Source organism: Roseovarius aestuariivivens (genome assembly GCF_004761875.1).
GTDB classification, from domain to species: Bacteria; Pseudomonadota; Alphaproteobacteria; order Rhodobacterales; family Rhodobacteraceae; genus Roseovarius; species Roseovarius aestuariivivens.
This window is the reverse complement of record NZ_SJEY01000008.1, coordinates 141,030-163,273: the sequence shown is the minus strand read 5'-3', so window position 1 is coordinate 163,273 and position 22,244 is coordinate 141,030. Positions and strand designations below refer to the sequence as shown.

Annotated in this window: 16 protein-coding genes; 9 read left to right on the top strand and 7 right to left on the bottom strand. The window is 62.8% G+C overall.

The window, feature by feature from the left end; translation table 11 throughout:
• The first annotated feature begins 283 nt into the window (after window positions 1–283).
• From EZV60_RS14085 to EZV60_RS14070, 4 genes are all read left to right on the top strand, one after another.
• A complete protein-coding gene (locus EZV60_RS14085) occupies window positions 284–1,201 on the top strand; it encodes a DMT family transporter (protein WP_135506231.1) in 918 nt (305 codons plus the stop codon).
• Between the two features lie 159 nt (window positions 1,202–1,360).
• Window positions 1,361–2,464 (top strand): TRAP transporter substrate-binding protein DctP, encoded by a 1,104-nt coding sequence (gene dctP / locus EZV60_RS14080; RefSeq protein ID WP_135506230.1) that lies wholly within the window; start codon window positions 1,361–1,363, stop codon window positions 2,462–2,464.
• Between the two features lie 82 nt (window positions 2,465–2,546).
• The gene (locus tag EZV60_RS14075) at window positions 2,547–3,767 is read left to right on the top strand and encodes a TRAP transporter small permease subunit (protein WP_135506229.1); all 1,221 of its coding nucleotides are present in this window, start codon (window positions 2,547–2,549) and stop codon (window positions 3,765–3,767) included.
• A gap of 4 nt (window positions 3,768–3,771) precedes the next feature.
• Entirely contained in the window at window positions 3,772–5,130 is a 1,359-nt protein-coding gene (locus EZV60_RS14070) for a TRAP transporter large permease (protein WP_135506228.1), read from the top strand.
• On the opposite strand, the gene EZV60_RS14065 is transcribed toward EZV60_RS14070, so the two are convergent.
• Entirely contained in the window at window positions 5,127–6,041 is a 915-nt protein-coding gene (locus tag EZV60_RS14065) for a hydrogen peroxide-inducible genes activator (RefSeq protein WP_135506227.1), read from the bottom strand. The genes EZV60_RS14070 and EZV60_RS14065 overlap by 4 nt on opposite strands.
• Window positions 6,042–6,210: 169 nt before the next feature.
• On the opposite strand from EZV60_RS14065, the gene katG reads away from it, so the two are divergent.
• The 4 genes from katG (at window position 6,211) to EZV60_RS14045 (ending at window position 10,895) form a co-directional block, all read left to right on the top strand.
• On the top strand, window positions 6,211–8,427 hold the full coding sequence (katG, locus tag EZV60_RS14060; RefSeq protein WP_135506226.1) for a catalase/peroxidase HPI: 2,217 nt from the start codon (window positions 6,211–6,213) through the stop codon (window positions 8,425–8,427).
• 148 nt (window positions 8,428–8,575) lie between these two features.
• Entirely contained in the window at window positions 8,576–9,160 is a 585-nt protein-coding gene (locus tag EZV60_RS14055) for a response regulator transcription factor (protein WP_135506225.1), read from the top strand.
• Window positions 9,138–9,536, top strand: a complete 399-nt coding sequence (locus EZV60_RS14050; protein WP_210115097.1) for a thiol-disulfide oxidoreductase DCC family protein — start codon at window positions 9,138–9,140, stop codon at window positions 9,534–9,536. Before EZV60_RS14055 ends, EZV60_RS14050 begins: the two co-directional genes overlap by 23 nt.
• Window positions 9,537–9,566: 30 nt before the next feature.
• On the top strand, window positions 9,567–10,895 hold the full coding sequence (locus EZV60_RS14045) for an ABC1 kinase family protein (protein WP_245306312.1): 1,329 nt from the start codon (window positions 9,567–9,569) through the stop codon (window positions 10,893–10,895).
• On the opposite strand, the gene EZV60_RS14040 is transcribed toward EZV60_RS14045, so the two are convergent.
• From EZV60_RS14040 to EZV60_RS14020, 5 genes are all read right to left on the bottom strand, one after another.
• Entirely contained in the window at window positions 10,886–11,041 is a 156-nt protein-coding gene (locus tag EZV60_RS14040) for a DUF2256 domain-containing protein (RefSeq protein ID WP_135506223.1), read from the bottom strand. The genes EZV60_RS14045 and EZV60_RS14040 overlap by 10 nt on opposite strands.
• Entirely contained in the window at window positions 11,038–12,567 is a 1,530-nt protein-coding gene (locus EZV60_RS14035; RefSeq protein WP_135506222.1) for an FAD-binding domain-containing protein, read from the bottom strand. Before EZV60_RS14035 ends, EZV60_RS14040 begins: the two co-directional genes overlap by 4 nt.
• Before the next feature lie 151 nt (window positions 12,568–12,718).
• A complete protein-coding gene (locus tag EZV60_RS14030) occupies window positions 12,719–15,361 on the bottom strand; it encodes a TRAP transporter large permease subunit (protein WP_135506221.1) in 2,643 nt (880 codons plus the stop codon).
• An 18-nt stretch (window positions 15,362–15,379) separates the two neighbouring features.
• Entirely contained in the window at window positions 15,380–16,348 is a 969-nt protein-coding gene (locus EZV60_RS14025; RefSeq protein WP_135506220.1) for a TRAP transporter small permease subunit, read from the bottom strand.
• Between the two features lie 114 nt (window positions 16,349–16,462).
• Entirely contained in the window at window positions 16,463–17,545 is a 1,083-nt protein-coding gene (locus tag EZV60_RS14020) for a TRAP transporter substrate-binding protein (RefSeq protein ID WP_135506219.1), read from the bottom strand.
• A gap of 341 nt (window positions 17,546–17,886) precedes the next feature.
• On the opposite strand from EZV60_RS14020, the gene EZV60_RS14015 reads away from it, so the two are divergent.
• The gene (locus EZV60_RS14015) at window positions 17,887–19,554 is read left to right on the top strand and encodes a gamma-glutamyltransferase family protein (RefSeq protein WP_280952597.1); all 1,668 of its coding nucleotides are present in this window, start codon (window positions 17,887–17,889) and stop codon (window positions 19,552–19,554) included.
• 38 nt (window positions 19,555–19,592) lie between these two features.
• Here EZV60_RS14015 and EZV60_RS14010 read toward each other — a convergent pair whose 3' ends face one another.
• Complete coding sequence (locus EZV60_RS14010; protein WP_210115096.1) at window positions 19,593–21,995, bottom strand: mechanosensitive ion channel domain-containing protein; 2,403 nt, start codon at window positions 21,993–21,995, stop codon at window positions 19,593–19,595.
• Window positions 21,996–22,244: the final 249 nt, after the last annotated feature.

Here is a 22,244-nt window from a genome sequence, read left to right as displayed (position 1 = left end):
TATTGCCACCCTCGTTTCCCGCAGCGATGACATCGGCGGGTTTATTGGCGTGCAAGGAATGGGCCGCAGCGAAAAGGGCTGCGGAGAATTCACGTGCTAGTCTTTTGTGTAACCGCACAACCCCGGCGCGATTGAAAGGTTCCCGGCTATTTGAGATTTCCGGACACCTCACCCGCACTGAATCCCGGCGGCGATCAATCTATTCACCCGGAAATGTCGCAAACGTTCGCGCGGTCGGCGCGTGCGCGTGTCTACGGTCGTCGCAGGAAGGAATGACCTGACAATGACCGCCCCACCTCGCCCCCTCATCGCAGTGGACGCCCCGCGCACAGGACTTCTGTTCGTATTCGCGGCGGGTGTGTTGTGGTCGACCGTGGGGATCGGGATCCGTCTGATCGAGGATGCGGTGGTCTGGCAAATCCTGCTATATCGCTCGCTCAGCCTTTCCGCATTTCTTTATGTCGTATTGCGCTGGCGGTCCGACGTGCCGCCTCTGCGACAGGTGCAACGTCTTGGTCTGCCGGCGGTCTTCGGGGGTATATCTCTTGTCGCCGCCTACTCGGGCGGGATATATGCCATTCAGGCGACCTCGGTCGCCAATGCGATGCTGCTTTTCGCGACGGCGCCTTTCATGGCGGCGGTGCTTGGCTGGATCGTTCTGAGAGAGCCCGTGCGCCGGGCCACCTGGATTGCCATCGCGGTCGCCATCGGCGGGATCGCGATCATGGTCGTGGACAAGTCTGGTGGCGTCGCCCTGCTTGGAAGCCTGGCCGCCCTTGGCTCGGCGCTTGGTTTCGCGGTGTTCACGGTCGCCTTGCGATGGGGCAAATCCGGCGACATGCTTCCGGCGGTCTTCCTGTCGGGGATCTTCGCTATCTTCATCACCTTGGGCTTTTGCCTTGTTCTGGGTCTGCCCGTTCTATTGACCGCGCGCGACGCGGGCATCGCCCTGGCGATGGGCGTTTTTCAGGTCGGCGCGGGACTTATCCTTTACACGCTAGGCTCCAAAAGCCTGCCGGCGGCAGAACTTGCATTGCTGTCGCTCGCCGAGGTTCTGCTGGGTCCGCTTTGGGTCTGGCTGTTTCTCGGCGAAACGGCAAGCGCGTTTACACTTGCCGGTGGTGCGATCCTTCTGGCAGCCATCGCCGGCAACGCGCTCTCTGGCAAACGGCGCAAGCCGCCGCCGATCACGACGCCCTGACGGGCGATTCAATCATGGGCGGAGTAACCGGCCAATCCTTCGAAAGAATTGGAAAAACTCCTTTACCAATTTGCCCCGGGCCTTAATGTATGGCGACGTTCCGAAGGCCGGGAAGAGGAGCCAGCGCTTCGGGATGCAGAACACTCTAGGGAGGATGTCATGACAGACACGAAACGTATTTCGCGGCGTGCCGCGCTCAGCGGTCTTGCCACCGCAGGGGCGGCGGGTCTCGCCGCGCCGTCCATCGCCACGGCGGCGAGCCACACCAAAACCTGGAAGGTCCAGACGTCCTGGCCGGGCGGCATCGGCCTTCAGATCTTCAAGGACTGGGCCGGCTCGATCGTCGAGAAGACCGGCGGAGAGCTTGCCTTCGAGCCGTTCGGCGCCAACGACGTCGTCGGCGACTTCCAGCTTTACGATGCCGTCAAGAACGGCGTGCTCGACGCCGTGAACCCCTTCACCATCTATGCGCAGGGCATCATCCCGGCGGCGATGTTCCTGACCAGCTACCCGCTCGGCCTGCGCAACCCGCACGAATTCGACACGTTCTACTACGGTCTAGGCGGGCTCGAGATGGCGCGCGAGCTTTACGCGGCGCAGAACATGCATTTCGTCGGCCCGATTCACCACGGCCCGAACATCATTCACTCCAAGGTGCCGATCCGGTCCGTCGATGACTTTGCCGGCCGCAAGATGCGCGCGCCCGGTGGCATGGTCGCGGAACTCTTCTCGGCACTTGGCGCCAAGACCACGCTGCTGCCCGGCTCGGAAATCTTCCCGGCTCTGGAAAAAGGTACGATCGACGTGGCCGACTATGTGGGCCCGGCGGTGAACTACGCCCTCGGCTTCAGCCAGGTGACCGACTACATCTCGATGGGCCCTCCGGGCTTCATGTCGGTCTATCAGCCGGTCGACCTCATGGATCTGACCGTGGGCATGGAAAGCTGGAACGCGCTGTCCGACCAGATGAAGCAGTTCGTCGAAATGGAGGTGCACAGCTACTCGGACGCGCACCACGCCGCGATCCAGAAGGCCGACCAGGACGCCTGGGCCAAGTTCGAGGCCGACGGCACCGAGGTCACGCGCCTCAGCCAGACCGATGTCGAGATCATGACCGAGGTCGCCGTGCCGATTTGGTTCAAGTATGCCAACCGGGACAAGGACGCTGCGCGCGTCTTCAAGGTGCAGCTTGACTACATGATGTCCGGCTCGCTGGGCTACGTCACGCCCGAGATGGTCGAAGGCCAGACGCTCGATCTCTGATCGGTCCGGTCGCCGTACAACTCCGCGCGTTCCCCGGCATCGGTCGGGGGACGCGCCTCAGGTTTCAAAAACCGGATAACCCATGCCAAATATCGATTTCATTCTGCCGCACTGGCTGTACTGGGGTGCGCTGATCGTCTTTCCGCTTGTCGCGATGGTGATGTCGCGGCGCTCGCGCACGACGGGCTATTCCCTGCCGATCGGCTATCTCGTCCTCGTGACCGGGGGCATTCTTGGTCTGCACCGGCTGTACCTGCGCAACATGCTCGGGCTCATCTTCATCCCGATTTTCTTCGTGATCCTCTTCGCCAACGGGCAGGGGCGCGACGCGCGCGAGGTTGAAAGCCAGGCGGCCAACGTCGTCGCAAGCGCCGAGCGCGTGATCGACAGGCTGGAACCGAAAGTCGCCGGCGCCGACGCCAAGATCGAAAAACTTCGGTCAGATCTGGCCGAGGCCGAAGAAGGGACCTTTGCGTATATCCGCGCTGAACGCACGCTGGAAAAGGCCGAGGCGGACAAGGTCGCCGATACCGAGCGGCTGGCCGCAGCCCAGGCCGATCTGGAAGCCGCACAGCCCGACCTCGTGGCCGCGACGGGCCAACGCGACCGCTGGGCCAATGTCGCCTATTACGCTTTCCTCGTGCTGTGTGCGCTGGTCGCCGTCGATGCGCTTCTGCTGCCGGGACTGGTGCGCAAGGCACAGGAGCGCGCCGACCAGCAAGATGCACATGCCTCTCCCGCCGAGATCGCGATCGACGCGGTCGAGACCGAGGAGGTCAAGCACGACATGGATCATATCGGCACCGGCTGGACCGGGGCCATAGACCGGCTGTCCTATTACGCCGGCGAATTCGTGGCCTACTGGGCCGTGATCGCCGTCTTCGCCTACTACTTCGAGGTCATGGCGCGCTATGTCTTCAACTCGCCCACGATCTGGGTGCATGAGGGCATGTTCCTGATGTTCGGGATGCAATACCTGATCGCCGGCGCCTACGCCGCGATGACGGAGGCGCATGTTCGTGTCGACGTCTTCTATGCGGCGTGGTCGCCAATGCGCAAAGCGCTGGTCGATCTATTCACCTCGATCTTCTTTTTCATCTTCGCGGGCACGCTGCTGGTCACCGGGTGGATCTTCGCCATGGATGCGACCGTGGTGGACGAAGTATCCTTCTCGGAATGGCAGATCGCCTACTGGCCTTTCAAATGGGCCATCGTGGTCGGTGCCGTGCTTCTGATCCTGCAAGGGATCGCGAAACTCGCGCGCGACCTGATGACAGTGCGCAACGCGATGCAGGGGGCCTGAGCCTATGGGTATTGAAATTGATATTGCATGGCTCACGCTGCTGATGTTCGGCAGCCTGATGGTCCTGCTCATGGCGGGCCTGCCGCTTGCTTTCGTCACCGGCGGTCTGGCCTGTGTGTTCCTGTTCATCCTTGGCGATGCACGGACGCTAAACATCGTGCCCAGCCGGATCTTCCCGCTGATGACGAACTACCAGCTTTCGGCGATTCCACTTTTCATCTTTCTAGCCGCAATGCTGGAGAGGGCGGGGATCATCAACGAGATGTTCGACGTCATCTACAAGCTTCTCGGCGGCGTGAAGGGTGGTCTTGCGGCTGCGACGATCATCGCCTCGACGATCCTCGCGGCAATGGTGGGCGTGATCGGTGCAGCGGTGGTGACAATGGGTATCATCGCTTTGCCGGCGATGCTGAAACGCCAGTATGATCCGAAGATCGCCATGGGGTCGATCATGGCGGGCGGAACATTGGGCATTCTCATTCCGCCATCGATCCTTGCCATCATTTACGCGGTGGTCGCCGAACAGTCGGTGGGCGAGCTTTTCATCGGTGCGGTTCTGCCGGGTCTGATGCTCTCGGGGCTCTACATCGTCTACGTGACCCTGATGTGCTACGTCGACCCGGCCAAGGGGCCACCGATCCCAGTCGATGAACGCGTCAGCACCGCCGAGAAGATGCGCCTTCTGGGCAATATGGCCGCGCCTATCACGCTCATCGCCGTGGTGCTCGGCGTGATCTTCTCGGGCGTCGCCACCCCGGTGGAGGCCGCGGGCATCGGCACCTTCGGCGCCTTCATCGTGGCGGCCATCCACCAGAAGCTCAACTGGGCCACGGTGCGCGAGGCGTGTCTCACCACGCTTAAGGCCAGCGCCATGGTCATCTGGATCATGTTCGGTGCGACGATCTTCGTAGGGCTTTACGTGCTCGAGGGCGGTCAGCAATTCGTCGAGGACACGATGACCGGTTTGGGTCTCGGCCCGTGGGGCATCCTGATCCTGATGCAGGTCGTGCTGATCCTTTTGGGCATGTTCCTCGACTGGGTGGGCATCCTGCTTCTGGCGGTGCCGATCTTCGTCCCGATCATCAAGGCGCTCGGCGCGCAGGCCTTCGGTCTGGGATCCGAGGGCGAACTGGTGCTGTGGTTCGGCGTGCTTTACCTGGTAAACATGCAGATGAGCTTCCTGTCGCCGCCTTTCGGCTACGCGCTCTTCTACCTGCGCGGCGTGGCGCCGGCGGAAATCCCGATGAGCGACATCTTCAAGTCCGCGCTCCCGTTCCTGTTCCTGCAGATAGTGGGGCTGGTGGCCTGTATGATGTTCCCGGAAATCATCACCTGGTTACCCAGTATCGTCTACGGGTCCTAGCGAGGATCCCCGGCCGTCGCGTCTTGTTGCGCGGCGGCCAGAACAAGCTCTGACAGGCCGGTAAATTGTTCGGTCAGCGGGCTGTTCTTTCGCCACACCATGCCAATCGTCCGGGTGGGCTGTGGTGCGTCGAATGACGAAACGCGCACATCAGCCGAACGGGTCTCCACCTCGACCGCCATGCCGGGGATTAGCGTGACACCGATGCCCGCGCCGACCATCTGCACCAAAGTTGACAGCGACGTGCCTTCCAGCCCCTCGCGCGGGCGCTGCCCCGGCAGGTTGCAGAACGACAACGCCTGATCGCGAAAACAGTGTCCTTCCTCCAGCAGCAAAAGGCGCAGACCCGCTAAATCCTGTGGGTTCCGCGGTGCCGGTCCGGTTGCGCCGGCAGGTTCCACCAACACCAGGGGTTCCTCGAAAATCGCCACTTCCTGAAGGGCGGGATCGGATACCGGCAGCGCCACGATGGCCGTGTCCAGCCGCCCCTCGCCCAGCTCGGTCAGAAGGCGCGGCGTCACGCTTTCGCGGATCTGCACGTCGAGGTCGGGAAAGCGGTCGGATAAATCGGGCAGCAGCCGCGGCAGAAGATAAGGCGCGATGGTGGGAATGACCCCCACCCGCAAGCGCCCCGTCAGGGTATCCCGCGCCGCCCGCACCATCTCGGAAATCTCGTCGACCCCGCGCAGCACCTCGCGCGCCCGGGCGATCACCGCTTCGCCCAGCCCTGTGGGCCGCACCTCCCGCGCGCCGCGCTCAAAAAGCTGCGCACCGAGCGTTTCCTCAAGTTCCTTGATCTGGATGGACAGCGCAGGCTGGCTGATCGCACAGCTTTCCGCGGCACGTCCGAAATGCCCCGTACGCGCCAGCGCCTCGACATAGCGCAACTGTCGAAGGGTGATTTTCGTCATATCTTTTTCTTATGATAATAATCAAAAATTGCAACTTATATATATGGCCTGAATCTGGTAGAACGATTCTAAACTGATATCGGGGCGATTCCGCGAAAACCTGGTCAGACCGGTTGGACAGAGCTCCCGTCAGTCCCAAATAATGCAGTAGAAAAACTGGGAGATACTCATGGACGGCAACGATCTTGAAAATCAGGGCAAATGCCCGGTGATGCATGGTGCCACGCGCTTCAGCGTGCAGTCGAACAAGGACTGGTGGCCGAACCAGCTCAACCTCAAGATCCTGGCGCAGAACGGGTCGAACATCGATCCGATGGGCGAGGACTACAATTACGCCGAAGCTTTCAAGTCGATCGACTATGAGGCGCTCAAGAAGGACTTGACCGCGCTGATGACCGACAGTCAGGACTGGTGGCCCGCGGATTACGGCCACTACGGACCTTTCTTCATCCGTATGGCGTGGCACAGCGCTGGCACCTACCGCACGGCCGACGGTCGCGGCGGCTCGCGCGCCGGTACGCAGCGATTTGCTCCTCTGAACAGCTGGCCCGATAACGGAAACCTCGACAAGGCCCGCCGCCTCCTGTGGCCGATCAAGCAGAAATATGGCAACAAGCTCTCCTGGGCCGACCTGATGATCCTCGCCGGTAATGTCGCCATCGAATCCATGGGCGGCGAAACCTTTGGCTTTGGCGGCGGACGTCAGGATGTATGGGAGCCCGAGGAAGACATTTATTGGGGCTCCGAGACCGAGTGGCTCGCCACCAGCGACCAGCCCGGCACGCGCTATGCCGAAGGCCGGGTTCTGGAAAACCCGCTGGCCGCCGTGCAGATGGGCCTTATCTACGTCAATCCCGAAGGCCCCGACGGCCAACCCGATCCGCTCGCTTCGGGCCGCGACATCCGCGAAACCTTCGCACGCATGGCGATGAACGATTACGAGACCGTCGCGCTGACCGCCGGCGGCCACACGTTCGGCAAGTGTCACGGCGCAGGCGAGGCCAGCCATGTCGGGTCCGAGCCCGAAGGCGGCGCGATGGAACTTCAGGGCTTTGGCTGGATGTCGACTTACAAGTCCGGCAAGGGCCGTGACGCCATTACCTCGGGCCTCGAAGGCTCGTGGACGCCGACGCCGACCAAGTGGGACATGTCCTATTTCGACGTCCTTTTCAAATACGAGTGGGAGCTGACGAAAAGCCCCGCCGGCGCGTGGCAATGGACGCCAAAGGACATGAAAGAGGAAGACATGGCGCCCGACGCCGAGGATCCCTCGAAAAAGGTGCCGATCATCATGTCGACCGCTGACATGGCGATGCGCATGGACCCCGAGTACGAGAAGATCTCGCGCCACTTCCATGAAAACCCCGACGAATTCGCCGATGCTTTCGCCCGCGCGTGGTACAAGCTGACGCACCGCGACATGGGCCCCAAGGACTATTATGTCGGTCCCGAAGTGCCGAAAGAAGACCTGATCTGGCAGGACCCGGTTCCGGCGGTCGATCACCCGCTCATCGACGACACGGATGCGGCGGCGCTCAAGACCAAGCTGCTAGAATCTGAGCTTTCGGTGTCCGAGCTGGCCTATACCGCGTGGTCCGCGGCTTCCAGCTATCGCGTGTCCGACCGCCGGGGCGGTGTGAACGGAGCGCGCATTCGCCTGGCGCCGCAAAAGGAGTGGGAGGTCAACATGCCCGACCAGTTGGGCCGAGTGCTGGATGTGCTGGAGCGCGTGCAGGCCGAGTTCAACAACAGTGCCTCGGGTGGCAAGAAAGTCTCCCTCGCGGATCTGATCGTTCTCGGCGGTAACGCGGCTGTCGAAGCGGCGGCCAAGGCTGGCGGCTACGACATCGAAGTGCCCTTCACCCCCGGCCGCACGGATGCGACGGAAGAGCAGACCGACGCCGAAAGCTTCGATCCGCTCGAGCCCGAGGCCGACGGTTTCCGCAACTACGCCAAGGGCGAGTACAGCGTTTCCATTGAGGAAATGCTGATCGACAAGGCACAGCTTCTCACTCTGACGGCGCCGGAAATGACGGTGCTTGTCGGCGGGATGCGCATGTTGGAAGCGAACTATGACGGCTCGCAGCATGGTGTCTTCACGACCCGTCCCGGCGCGCTGACCAACGATTTCTTCGTCAACCTGCTGGACATGGCGAATGAATGGAAAGCGGTAGACGAAAAGGGCAGCCTGTTTGAGGCGCATGACCGCAAGACGGGCGAGAAGAAGTGGACCGGCACGCGTGCTGACCTAGTCTTCGGGTCCAACTCGCAGCTGCGCGCCCTTGCCGAGGTTTATGCACAGGCCGACAACGGCGAGAAATTCGTCAAGGACTTTGCCAAGGCCTGGGCCAAGGTCATGGACGCCGATCGCGCGGGGCTCATCTAAGCCTTTGGAAAACCTTTAGAAGAACGGCGCCGGACCTCTGGTTCGGCGCCGTTTCTCGTTTCCTGCGGCACCTGTGCAAATTGACGCAGGCCCCGGTCCGGACCGATCCAAACAGGGTGTACATGCGTATTCCTAACAGGAGGTCGTAATGGACAAACCCCTTCAAGATCCCACGCTCCTCATCGTGGAGAACGACACCGTGTTTCGGGACCAGTTGGCCAAGGTTATGGCCAATCGCGGGTTCGATCCGATCAAGGCATCTGGCCTGACCGAGGCGGTCGCCGCCATAAAGGCGCGCCATCCCGCGTATGCTGTCATCGATCTGCACCTCGATGACGGATCCGGTCTTGAGGTTGTCGAAATGCTAAAACAGGTCTGCGCGGACGCGCGGGCCATCATTCTGACCGGTTACGGCAACACGCCGACCGCCGTGGCGGCGGTTAAACTTGGCGCGATCGACTATATCGCCAAACCCGCCGATGCCGACGAGATTGTCGATGCTCTACTGGCGCCAGAGGGCAACCTGCCGCCCGCCCCGGATAATCCGATTTCGCCGGAAGAGGCCAAGCGCATTCATATCGAGCGTTTCTTGGAGCGCACCGACGGAAATATCACCCGCACAGCACGGCTTTTGAACATGCACCGGCGCACATTGCAGCGTATTCTCAAGCGCTCGCCCGAGGCCGGACCAGACGATGAGGACCCTGATCATGACACAGCACAATGGCGATGAAATTACCGTATATTTCGACGGCGGCTGTCCGCTCTGCCGGGCCGAAATCTCGCTCTACAAGGAAACGGACGGTGCCGAGGTCATCGATTTCGTCGACATAACCCAGTCTCATGATCTGGGTGAGGATCTTGATCCCGAGGAGGCCGCTGCGCGCTTTCACGTCCGCAAGCCCGACGGCTCGCTCGTCTCCGGTGCCGAAGGATTCGTCGAGGTCTGGCTGCGTTTGCGTGGGTGGCGGTGGCTGGCCGCGATGGCCCAGATCCCCGGCATGCTCTGGCTCATGGAAGGGGCGTATCGCGCGTTTCTTCCGGTCCGGCCGTACCTCGCCAAAAAGCTTGGCCCGCATCTGCGCAAACGTGAAACGGCGCAGGCATGACCAGGGCCTTCTTGCCATCGGGACCGTGCCTTGTCTGATTCCTCCAAGCGCAGCCATCAACAGGCCGTTTCGATCCCGCAGGGCCGCTTAAATCGCATGGCCCGTCTCGGCGGTCTCACGACGGCGCTGGCTGGCAATGTCGCGGCACGGGGCGGGCTAGAGCTTTTGCGCGGGCGGAAACCGTCGTTGCCCGACCTGCTGATGACCCCCGGCAATGCCGCACGCGTTGCCAACCAACTGGCGCGGATGCGGGGCGCCGCGATGAAGGCCGGGCAGCTTTTGTCGATGGAAACCGCCGACCTGCTGCCACCCGAGATGGCCGACATCCTGTCGCGCCTGCGCTCCGAAGGGCATTTCATGCCGCCCGCGCAGTTGAAAAAGGTCTTGGCCGCCGAATGGGGAAGGAATTTTCTAAAACATTTCAAACGCTTTGATATTCATCCCATCGCCGCCGCCTCGATCGGACAGGTCCATCGCGCCCAGACCAAAGATGGGCGCGATCTGGCGATCAAGGTGCAGTTTCCCGGTATCCGTAACAGCATCGACAGTGACATGCGAAATCTCGGGCTGGTCGCGCGCGCCTCAGGCATGGTGCCGGACGCCTTCGATCTGGACCGGCTCTTGGCCGAGGGCGCGGCGCAGCTGCACGAGGAAACCGACTACCAGCGCGAAGCAGAGGCGCTGGTCCGGTTTGCCGCGCATCTGGACGGCGACGCACGTTTCGTTGTCCCGCGCCTGCACCGGGACCTCAGCACGCGCAACATCCTCGCCATGGATTTCGTTTCCGGTACGCCCATCGAAAAGCTGGCCGCGGCGCCGCAGCAAACCCGCGACGAGATCGCGACCGCCCTCATCGATCTCGCCCTGCACGAGCTTTTCAACCTTCAGGACATGCAAACCGATCCGAATTTCGCCAACTACCTTTACCAGCAGGAAACCGGCCGCGTGGTGCTTCTCGATTTCGGGGCGACGCAAAGCTTTGATGCGGCGTTGGTCCGGCGCTACAAAGCGCTGTTTCGTGCGGCGATTTCGGGCGACGGCACGGCGGCATTTGCCGAAATGGTCGGCATCGGCCTTTTGCCCGAAGACATGCGCGGCGCAGACCGCAAAAAGGTCCTAGATCTTTTCGGCATCGCGGCCGCACCGCTCCGGCAGGGCGGTGTGCTCGATTTCGGCACGTCGGGCTTGCTCGCCCGTCTGCGCCGGGCCGGCCTCGTCCTCGCGGAAGAACAGGTCTCGATCCACGCGCCGCCGACCGAGACACTTCTGCTGCAACGCAAGGTTCTGGGCTGTTACCTGCTGGCCGAGCGTCTGCGCGCACGGGTCGATATGGATCCGCTGATCGCGCGCTACGCCTGATCCGCACGGCGCTTTTCACGCCTGCACCGGTCCGAGCAATACCGCACTTCGTCCCAGACCTTTTCCCATTTCTTGCGCCACGTGAAAGGCCGGCCGCATGTCAGGCATAGCTTCGTCGGCAGGTCGGATTTGCGGCGCATCTTCATGACCGGTTACCGTCAAAGGGAAACGACATCTGTGCGGTTTCCGTCTTCGCTTTGCCGCGTTGGCCGCGGTTGGGAATGCCGCTTTTACGGCTGCCGTGCTTTTCCTGGATATCCTCTGCCGCAGCGCGATAGTCAGACCCGCGCCGTACCGCCCAGACCTTCTGGCGCGCGGCCTTCGCCGCCTCCAGGTGATCGACAATCGGATGCGGATAGGTTTTGCCAAGAACCTTTCCCGCATTCTCCGCCTTCCACGGCTCCTGAAGATGCTTGTCGGGGATCTCGGCCAGTTCCGGCAACCAGCGGCGGGTAAAGACGCCGTCGGGGTCCTGGTCTTTGCCCTGCTTCACGGGGTTGTAGATCCGCACGGTGTTGATGCCCGTTGTGCCCGACTGCATTTGTGTCTGGCTCCAGTGAATTCCGGGTTCATAGTCCGTGAACATTCGCGCCAGCGCGAGACCCGGTGCCCGCCAATGCAGCCAGAGGTGATAGGACGACACCGCCATCACCATCGCCCGCATCCGGAAATTGAGCCACCCGGTGTGCCGTAGGGACCGCATGCAGGCGTCAAGAAAGGGCAGGCCGGTCTCGCCCTGTTCCCACGCCGCCAGCCGGGCGGCATCTGGTTCGGCGGGCCGCATCCCGTCATAGGCGCTATGCAGGTTCTCAAACTCGATGCGCGGCTCGTCTTCCAGCTTCTGCATGAAATGGCAGTGCCAGTGCAGCCGCCCGGTGAAAGAGTTGAGAGAGGGCCGCCATCCGCCGGTACGCCCCGGCTGCGCCTTCAGCGCGCGTTGCCGTGCCCATGTCGCCTGGGCCATCTCTCGCATCGAAACCGTGCCCCAGGCCAGATGCGGTGAGATCCTCGAACACGCTGTCGCCCCGTCAAGCGGAGAGGACATCGCCTTGCGATAAGGTTCGCCGCGCTCAAAAAGGAAACTGTCGCGGCATGCAAGGGCCGCCTTGCGCCCGCCGCGCTGACGGTCGGGGCAGGGGTCTTTCCCCAGCCCCAGATCATCCGCCGAGGGAATGCCGCCGGGCTCAATCTCCAGCGGGTGCAGTGCGGGCGGTTCGCGCACCGGCTCTGCCATGAAACTGTCCCACTGCTTGGCCCAGCCATTGCGCGACCCAAGCCGCCTGATCACGCCGTGGTTTTGCAGTTCGTGCCAGGCGAGACCGCGATCACGACACCATGCGGCCACGCGCCTGTCACGCCGGAAGGTCCAGTCGTTCCCGGTTTCCTCATGCGACCAGAGCGCGTCGATCCCGTGCTCCTCGTGCAGCATGTCCAGCACCTGTGTCACCTCTCCCCGCCGAAGAACCAGGGGCTGGCCAAACCCGGCAAGGTCGCTTTGCAGCTCTTCGAGGCTTTCGGCGATAAAGGCCCAGTGCCGCCCGGCCATATCCGGCTCGGCCCAAAGATCTGGCTCGATAACGTAAAGCGGCAGAACGGGGCCGCGCTGGGCCGCTTCGACCAGCGCCCGATGATCGTGCACTCTCAGGTCCCGCTTGAACCAAACAACTTGCATGGGCCGCCGCCGTCCTTTTCTATTCTGACGGTCAACCTAGGCGCAAAGCCCGCTTTGTCAGCGGCGCGGCGGCAGATTACCGCGCTGCCATCGCGCAACGAAAAAGACCGGCGGGCGCCCCGCCGGTCTGATTGTGTGCCTGTCGCGCCGATCAGAAGTTCAGCGAGATATCGCGATGCTCGGCGTTACAGGACGCGACGAAAAGCGCCTGTTCACGCGGCAGACGCGGCTGCTGGCGCAGGCCGATCGTGCCCTGGATCGCCTCGTCATAGGCGCGCAGTTCGGGCAAAAGCTCGGACTGGGCGCGTGTACGCCATTCGACCTCTTGCGCGAAAAGCGCCTGCGCGTCGGCGATGTAATCGAGCGCGCGCTCAAGATTGGGCGTACGCGCATCAATCTCGCGCCGCGCATCGGACAGAAGGCTGCGGATCTCGCGCGCGCCGGCCACGTCGCCGAACATGCGCTCCACCTCCTTGAACCGCTCGTCGGCGGTCTCGCCGTCCATGTCGGGCGCATCAGCCGCAAGCGCGTCCAGCTCACTTTCCAACGCGGCCAGCTGATCGGCAGAAGCGATAATCTGCTGCAACTCGGCCACGGGCTCGTACGCCTGGTCGACGGTGCGGCGGTACATGCCGCGCGCGCGCCGGTCGGCGGCGGTGACCTGACCGTAGGCGCGTTGCACCTCGCTCCAGCTTTCCGGGATCTGCGCCAGCAGCGCCTCGCGCTCCGCCTCAAGCTCGGCACGGCGCTCGCGCTGCCGTTCGGTGTCGCCGTAGCCACGGCTGATCGAGGTGTCGAGATCCTCGATCTCGTCTGCCAGACGGCGCGCGTCGCGCTGCAACGCCCGGACCACCGTATGCTGGGGGCGGTAATCGACGGCCTTTTCAGCCTGCTCGACTTTCAGGCTTTCGATTTCTTCCATCAGCGTGAAGGACTCGCGCGCCTTTTCGATCCCGTCGTTCCAGTCATCCTGCAGGTCTTCGGGCAGGTACGAGATATTCAACGAGGCCGCCTGCTCGACGGCGGATTTGATCGCATCGCCGTTCTGCTCGAATTCCTGCGCGACGTAGTTTTCCACGCAGTACTGAAGCGCCGGGTTGATCGGCGGCGGGGCCGTTTCGGCGGTCAGCGAACTTCGCATCGGCAGATAGTTCACCAGCGGGGGATAGACCGCCACGATCACCAGCGCCACAAGTTGCAGCCCGATAAAGGCCAGAACACCGGTATAGATCTGGATCGTCTTGACCGCCTTTGAGGCCACACCGCGCAGGTAGAAAAGCGCGAAGCCGAAGGGTGGTGTCAGGAACGAGGTCTGGATATTCAGACCGATCATCACGCCAAGCCACACCGCCGTCACGTTCGCTTCTGGATCGGCCAGAAGGATCGGCGCCACGATCGGCACTACGACCACCGCGATTTCGATGAAATCAAGGAAGAAGCCGAGGACAAAGATCACCGCCATGACGATGGCGAATTTCGTCCAGAACCCGCCCGGCAGGCCTTCCAGGAAGTGCTTCACAAGCTCTTCGCCCCCGAAGGCGCGGAAGGCTGCGGTCAGCATCGCCGCACCGAGAAGAATGATGAACACCAGAGAGGTCGTCTTGGCGGTTTCCACCATCACCCCGGTCAGGGCGTCCTCCGTCATGTAGGCGCGGAACCCGCTCCAGATGATGGCAAAGACAACCAGCACCACGCCAAAGATCGCAAGGCGCACGCCCTCGACGTCGTCGGCGTTCTGGATGTTCTGTACGTTGGTGTCGTAGTTCGACAGCACGTACCCGATGATGCCGAGGCCGACCAGGGCTATGATCGCGGGCACATAGCGCAGCTTGCCGCCCGGATGCAGGCGATAGCCCGCCATGATCATCGCGCCCACGGCACCGATGGCACCCGCCTGGTTCACCGTGGCGATACCGCCGATGATCGAACCCAGCACCAGCACGATAAGCGCCAGCGGCGGCACCATCGCAAGAAAGACCTGCCCGAGGAATTTGAAGTCGTATTCGCCCTCGTAAGGCACTGCCGGGGCCAGCTTGGGCCGGATGAGCGCCACCGCGAGGATGAAGAGGATGTAGAGGCCGACAAGCACAAGGCCCGGCACCATAGCGCCGAGGAACATGTCGCCCGCGCTGGTCGAGACAACGCCGAACTCCGACGGCATGACCAGCTCGCCGGTCACTTCCTTGTAAAGATCCTGCCGCGCCTGCCCGGCCTGGTCCACGGCCGAGGCCAGCTGGTCGGCCAGAATGATAAGCACGATTGAGGGCGGGATGATCTGCCCCAGCGTGCCCGAGGCCGCGATGATGCCGGACGACAGCGAGTTGGAATAGCCGTTGCGCATCATCGCCGGCAAAGAGATGAGGCCCATCGCGACCACCGTCGCGCCGACGATGCCCGTCGTGGCGGCCAGAAGCGCGCCCACCACAACGACCGAAATGCCCAGACCGCCCGGGATCGGCCCGAAAAGCTGCGCCATCGTGACGAGAAGGTCCTCGGCGATCTTCGAGCGCTGCAGCATGATGCCCATGAAGATGAAGAGCGGGATCGCGATCAGCGTATCTCGTTCCGGTTCCCAATAGACGCCGCGTAGGTTCGTAACCCCTGCGCTCAGCCATTGTGACGGGCCGCCGGATTCAAAGAACGCGTCGGTGCTACCGGTGAAAAGATAGCCTGCGCCGGCCGCGGCCAGCACGGTGATGATCGCCGAGCCCGGCAGCGCGAAGGCCACCGGATAGCCGGAGCCAAGCGCAGTGGCCATGATCACGATCAGTAGAAGAAGGAAGAAAAGTTCCATCGGGCGGACCTGCTCTTTTTACATCATGTCGGCGTGCGTCTCGCGCGCGCCGGGTTCACCGCGTTTGTCGGCGATGGATTCAAGAAACTGGGCGACGAACTGGATCATCATGGTCACTGCAAAGACACCAAGGAATCCGGCCATGAAATACTTCACGTACATACCGAAACCCGACTGCGTCACCTCGAAGACCAGAATCGGCCCGACGATGATGCTCGAAGAGCCGCCGAAACCGATGATCAGGATGGACCAGCACAAGAGCATGCCCAGCAAGATCGACCCCACCGCGTTGACCTTGCCCTTCGTCTGGCGCCGCATGCTGGCGTAAAAGAGGTCCACGCGCACATGGCCGTCTTCCAGCAGCGTATAGGCGGACGCGAAAAGGAAAAGCGCGCCGTACCAGAAGCGCACGAGATCCGCCATAAAGGCCTGTTCATAGGAAAAGACAAAACGGCTGATAACAATCAAAAGCTCGGCCAGAACCACCAGAAGCGCCAACCAGATAAAGCCGAGCGACCGCGTCACCGAAGCAATTAGGATGCCCAGAAGGATCAACGGACCATGAAAATAAAGCCCGCGATACTGCGCCCGACCAAGGTTGCCGGCCAGTTCCGACCCGACGACGGCTTCAAGAGAGCCATTCACCCGCAGGAAAGATACGATTGCATCGCCAAGCCCGACCAGCACCACGACCCAGAAAGCCGCACGCACGAGGAAGGTGTTGATGCCGGTGATGCGCGCCGCGTCCTCGCGCAGCGTCGTGCCGGGCGTGCGATTTACGCTGACCACCGCCGCGAACACCGCCAGCGCGTAGATCCCGATCTGCACCGCCGACAATATCCCGCCGCCGGATGTGATCGCACCAACACCGGGAAACCCGAACCAGAACTTAAGGATCGCGTTGACAAGAAACGCCGTCATCGACGCGATCACGATCCAAGCGAAAGAGCGCGGAAGCAAAGCCGGCGCGCCAAACGTATCCGTCATCCGGAAAGTCCCCCCTGACTGCAGTCGGTGTTTTATAAATGGATCGGGCCAGAGTGACAATCTGGCCCGATCTCGGCCAGCCGAAAAATCAGCCGGCTATTCTACGCACCGGGCTTATATGCCCAGGAAGCGGTTCCGCTTCGCGATGTAGGGCGCGTCGGAGTAGTTGGTCCAGACACCCACGTTGTCGCGTGCAGCAAGGAAGCTGTCGACGATTTCCGCGGCCAGCGCGCTGTGATCGCGGGTTTCCTCGATCACCTCGGTCGCGGCTTCACCGAAGGCCTCGTAGACGTCGTCGTTGAACTCGCGCAGCTCGACGCCGTACTCGTTGACCAGACGGTTGAGGTAGATACCGTTGTTGTAGTTGGTCTCCGCGGGCTGACGCGCGTTTTCTTCGGCACAGCAGACCGTGATGATGTTCTTGTCGCTCGCGCTCAGGCTCGACCACCAATCGGCGTTCATGCCCAGGCTGACCTGCGAGGCCGGCTCGTGCATACCCGGCCAGTAGTAGTACTGGGCCGCTTCATAGAGCTTGAGGAAGAAGTCGTTCCACGGACCCACCCATTCGGTCGCGTCGATGGCGCCCGAAACGAGGTTTTCGTAGATCTGACCGCCCGGAAGCGAGACCGGCGAGGCGCCGACCTTGGCCATGACGTCGCCGCCGAGGCCCGGGATACGCATCTTGAGGCCCTTGAGGTCCTCGGGCGAGTTGATTTCCTTGTTGAACCAGCCGCCCATCTGCAGGCCGGTGTTGCCGCAGGGGATGCCCTTGATGCCGAACTCTGCGCCGATCTTGTCAAGCAGGGCCTGGCCGCCGCCGAACTTCATCCACGCATCGATTTCGGTGTAGGTCAGACCGAACGGAACGGCAGTGAACGGGGCCCAGCCCGGGTGCTTGCCCTTCCAGTAATAGTCGGTACCGATATAGGCGTTCGCGTTGCCCGAGGCGACCTCGTCGAAGCTGTCGAACGCGCCCACGCGCTCGCCTGCGGCGAAGTACTGAACGGCGATGCGGCCTTCGGTCACTTCTTCGATCCGGGCAGCCAGGCGCTGCGCGCTGGTGCCGAGGCCGGGGAAGTCGCGACCCCAGGTCGACACGATGACCATGTCGATGCGGTCCTGCGCAATGGCCGGTGCGGCCAGCGCCGATGCGGCCGCGCCGCCGGTGGCGACTTTCAGAAATTTACGTCTTTCCATGTTGGTTGTCCTCCTTGTTGACCCTTCAATGGATACATCGCGTTAAGTAGTCAGATTTTTCGCTCCGCCCACAATTTTCGCGATCCATCCCTGTGGCATACCGGGTTTGCGCGGTGTTTCCCGCGCGGTGCCGATAAACGCTGACGGCACTTGGAGCGTCACACGCGGCGGCTTGCAAGAGCAGATCACGCACATGCCGCCAAAATAATCGGAAATGGTGTTTTTCACAGGCGTTTGATTAAAAAATAGGCGCAAAATAAGTCGGCCTTGCTGCAAGATTCGGCGAAAAATGTGCAAGACTTCGAGGTGCGAAGACGTTTTTCGGGACCAAAACGACGGTTTTGCGCGAAACAGCAGCGGCGCAGGATTTACTCGGCCATGCGAATGGGGCAGAGACCCGTGACCGCGACAACAAGGAAGACAAGACCGTGATCGAAACCGCTTTTGGCCTGCGCAGTGCCTTCACCGCTCCCCATCGTCTCGCCACAAAGGCGGGCGCGGATGTTCTTGAAAGCGGCGGCAGCGCGATCGAGGCGATGGTCGCCGCCGCCGCCACAATCGCCGTCGTTTACCCGCATATGAACGGCATCGGTGGCGATGGGTTCTGGCTTATCAAGCGGCCCGGCGCTGCACCTGTTGGCATCTTCGCCTGCGGACAGGCCGCCGGGCTTGCGACACCCGACTGGTACGCCCGGCAAGGATTCGAAACCGCCCTGCCAAGCCGTGGCGGTCTTGCCGCGCTCACCGTGCCGGGCACCATCGGCGGCTGGGGGCAGGCGCTTTCGCTTCTGGACGCGCCGCGCCCGTTGGCCGACCTGCTCGCCCCGGCGATTCGCTATGCCGCCGAAGGCGTCGCCGTGACCCGAAACCAGTCACAGACCACGCGTGAGAAACTGGATGGCCTCGCCGACGTGCCGGGCTTCGCCAACGCGTTCCTGACCGCCGGTCATGTGCCCGAGAGCGGCACGCCGCTGCGCCAGACGGCGCTGGCCGCCACCCTGTCGCGGCTGGCCGAGGTCGGGTTGGATGACTTTTACGCCGGCGATCTTGCCGCGACTCACGCGCGCTTTCTCGAGGCGTCCGGCAGCCCTCTGCGGGGTGACGATTTCGCCGGCTACGCGGCGCGGCAGGTCACGCCTCTGACGATCCGCATCCGGCAGGGCACGCTTTACAACATGATTCCGCCGACCCAAGGCATGGCGGCTCTGGGCATTCTCGGAACCTTCGACCGGCTGGGTGTCACGCAGGCAGAGACCTTCGCGCATTGGCACGGCCTTGTGGAATCGACCAAGCAGGCGTTCCTCATCCGTAACGCCGAACTGGGCGACGAGCGTAGCATGCGTCAGCCCGCACAGGACTTCCTGACCGATGCCGAGCTTGACCGTATGGCCGCCGCGGTCGACATGACCCGCGCCGCGCCCTGGCCGCACGCTCCCGTGCCCGGTGACACGATCTGGATGGGCGCGGCCGATGCCGAAGGCACGGTCGTCAGCTTCATCCAAAGCGTCTTCTGGGAATTCGGCTCGGGCCTCGTCTGCCCTGATACCGGCGTCTTTTTCCAGAACCGGGGCGCGGGCTTCTCGCTCAAGCCCGGCCCGAACCAGCTGGCACCGGGCAAGCATCCCTTTCACACCCTCATCCCCGGCATGGCCGAGCTCAAGGATGGCCGCGTCTTTTCCTACGGGACGATGGGTGGCGAGGGGCAGCCGCAGACACAGGCCGCCGTCTTTTCGCGCTACGCGATGTTCGGCCAGCCATTGCAGCAGGCGGTCAGCGCACCGCGCTGGCTTCTGGGCAAGACATGGGGCGACAGCACCGACAGTCTCAAGATCGAGGCCAATGCCGATCCCGACCTCGTCCAGAGCCTGCGAGACGCGGGCCACGACATTGAACTGATGGAACCGTTTTCCAGTCTCGCCGGTCACGCCGGCGGCGTCGTGCGGCACGCAGATGGCCGGACCGAGGCGGCCAGCGACCCGCGCAGCGACGGCGTGTCTTTCGCGGAATGACGATGTCATCCGCGCCCGCACTCCCGGGCGCGGACGCTTTAGTCGCCTTTCGCCTCACCCGCGTCCGAGGCCTCCGACTCGATCGTGGCTTCCTTGGCGTCCGAGGTGGGCTTTGCCGCATCGCCAGACCCTGACGCCCCGCCCGAGCCGCCTTTGGTCTCGGCCACCGGGCCGCCGACGCGCAGGGTCTGCGTGCTGCCGTCCTTGGCCTCGCCGAAAAAGATCGTCTGGTGCGGGAACGGAATCTCGATGCCGCGCTCGTCGAAGATGCGCTTGAGGATCCCGTTATAGGCCCGGCCGACACCCCATTGCTTGCCCGGGATCGTCTTGATCCGGGCGCGCAGCACGACGGCACTGTCGCCAAAGGAGTTGAGGCCGAACCACTCCAGTTCGTCGATCACGAACTGGCCGAAATCCGGATCGTCGCGCAGCTCGGCAAAGCCGTCGAACATCGCCTGTTTCGCCTCTTCGATATCCTCGCGATAGGCCACGCCCATGTCGCAGACGAAGTAGGAAAAATCGCGCATGAAGTTCGACACCATATCGACCGACGAGAACGGAATGATGTGATACGTGCCCTGCACGTCGCGCAGTGACACCGACCGCACGGTCAGTTTCTCCACCGTGCCGGTCGTGCCGCCCACGGTCACCACGTCGCCCACGTTGATCGCGTTTTCGAACTGGATGAAGACGCCGGTGATGATGTCTTGCACGAATTTCTGCGCCCCGAAACCAATCGCCAGGCCCAGCACGCCGGCCGAGGCCAGAAGCGGGCCGATATCCAGACCGATCTCAGACAGGGTCAGCATCAGCGTCAGCACGAGCAGCGCGATGGTCGCCGCGTTGCGCAGCAGCGTCAGCAGCGTCGTCTCGCGCGAGGTCGGCGCCGTGCCGTAATCCGGATTCAGCTTGTAATCGACCCAGGAATTGAGCGCGAGCCAGATGATGGCGGCCACCAGAAGGATACCGAGCACCGACAGCAGCCGCGCCGAGAATGAAATGCCCCCCGCCGAGGCAAGCCAGCCCCCGACGTCGATCAGTCCGGTTACGTCAAGCGAATAGGCCACGACCGCCAGCGCCACCAGAATCCGCACCGCCGTCAGCACCTTCGGCACGATGTTGTTGAGACGCGGTTCAAGCAGCGGGATCTTGTGGCGCAGGTCCTCGGGCAGGTGCACCCCGGCGCGCAGCGATTTGCCGATGCCCCCGATCACAAGCGACCCCAGCAGCGCGGCCATCAGCACCTTGCCCGACCCCACAAGGTAGTCGACCACCACGCTCGTGGGGCGCGACACCACAAGGAAAAACATGAACAGCAGATAGGCCAGCGTGAACCAGTGCCAGGTGCGCGTCAGCGTGCCCAGAAACCCGCCCAGCCTTTCCTTGTCGGGCATGTCCTCGTCGGTTTCCTCCTCGTCATGCCCGGCGGTCAGGCGGCGCGCGATCCAGTTGGCCACGTGGTCGCGATGCCGGATCACCAGCACCACGAGATAGAACAGCACGAACAACGACAACAGCGCCGAGACGCCCAGACCGGCGGCGAAGGAAACGTTGCGATTGACGATCGGCACCACCAGAAGCTGGCCGTAGCCTAGCACGCTGACCACCACGCTGGCGTGCCGGTTCAGCTTGCGCGCCGCCCGGTTCGACAGGTTGATAAGACGCAAACCGCCCGTCGTGGGCGACACGATGGCCCGGATCGCGACCTTGATCAGTTCGACCAGCAGGAACGCATTGAGATAAAGCGCCTGGCGAAAGCCCATTTGCGCATATTCACCCAACGCCAGAAGCGTGATCGCATAGCCCAGGGCCCAGGCCAGCAGCACGATGATCACGTCAAGGGCGGTGGAGCCGAGGAAGATGAAAAGCGAGCGCAGGAAATTCGCGTCCGCCGCGCGCGCGCCCATCTTCTGGAAGACCGGGCGCATCAACCGCCGCAGGGTCAAATAGACCGCAACGGTAATCACGATAACCAGCGCGAGGTTCTTGAAGCTTTCGAGGATCACGACGAATTCCGCGCCCGACAGCCCTTCGAACACGCTGCCGCCGCTCTTGACGGCACTTGTCAGCGAGGCAAGCCCACCGGCCAGATCCTCGGCGATGGATTGGGTGAATTCCGCGATCTGCGCCCCGATTGACGGGGTCTGCCCGGGATCTGGCAGGATCTGCTCTACCGCACTTTCCGAAGACTGGCCCGTATCGCCGCCCTGTGCCGCGCTTCCCAGCGCGTCGATCAGGCTCTGCCGCGCGGCGTCGTCCTTCAGCACGTCCAGCAACGCGTCGAGGGGAGCCGAGGACAGGGCGCTGTCCGCCTGTGCATCTGCCTGGCCGCTTCCGCCGCCCTGTTCCTGTGCGGCCGCCGGGGCAAGACAGGCGAACCCCGTCATGAGGATCAGGGTGAAAGCCACGGCACAAAGCCGCACGCGGGGGAATAGAGACATCGTTTCGCCTTTGCTTCACCGGGGTTGGACACCGCATGGCGCCGGTCCGGGCGCCTGCTGCATCGCGCTTGGTGCGCCGCACGCGGCCCATCCGCCCCCTTATTACTTCGCGCGCGACATAACAGCCTTTGCACGGGCTGTCCAACGCTTGACCGGCCAAGAGGTTGCATGGCTTGGCGTCGGTTTTTCGCCGCCGGTTGGCAGTTCGGCGAACTTGTGTGGCTCGTGCGCGGCCTCCTGGCCCATTGG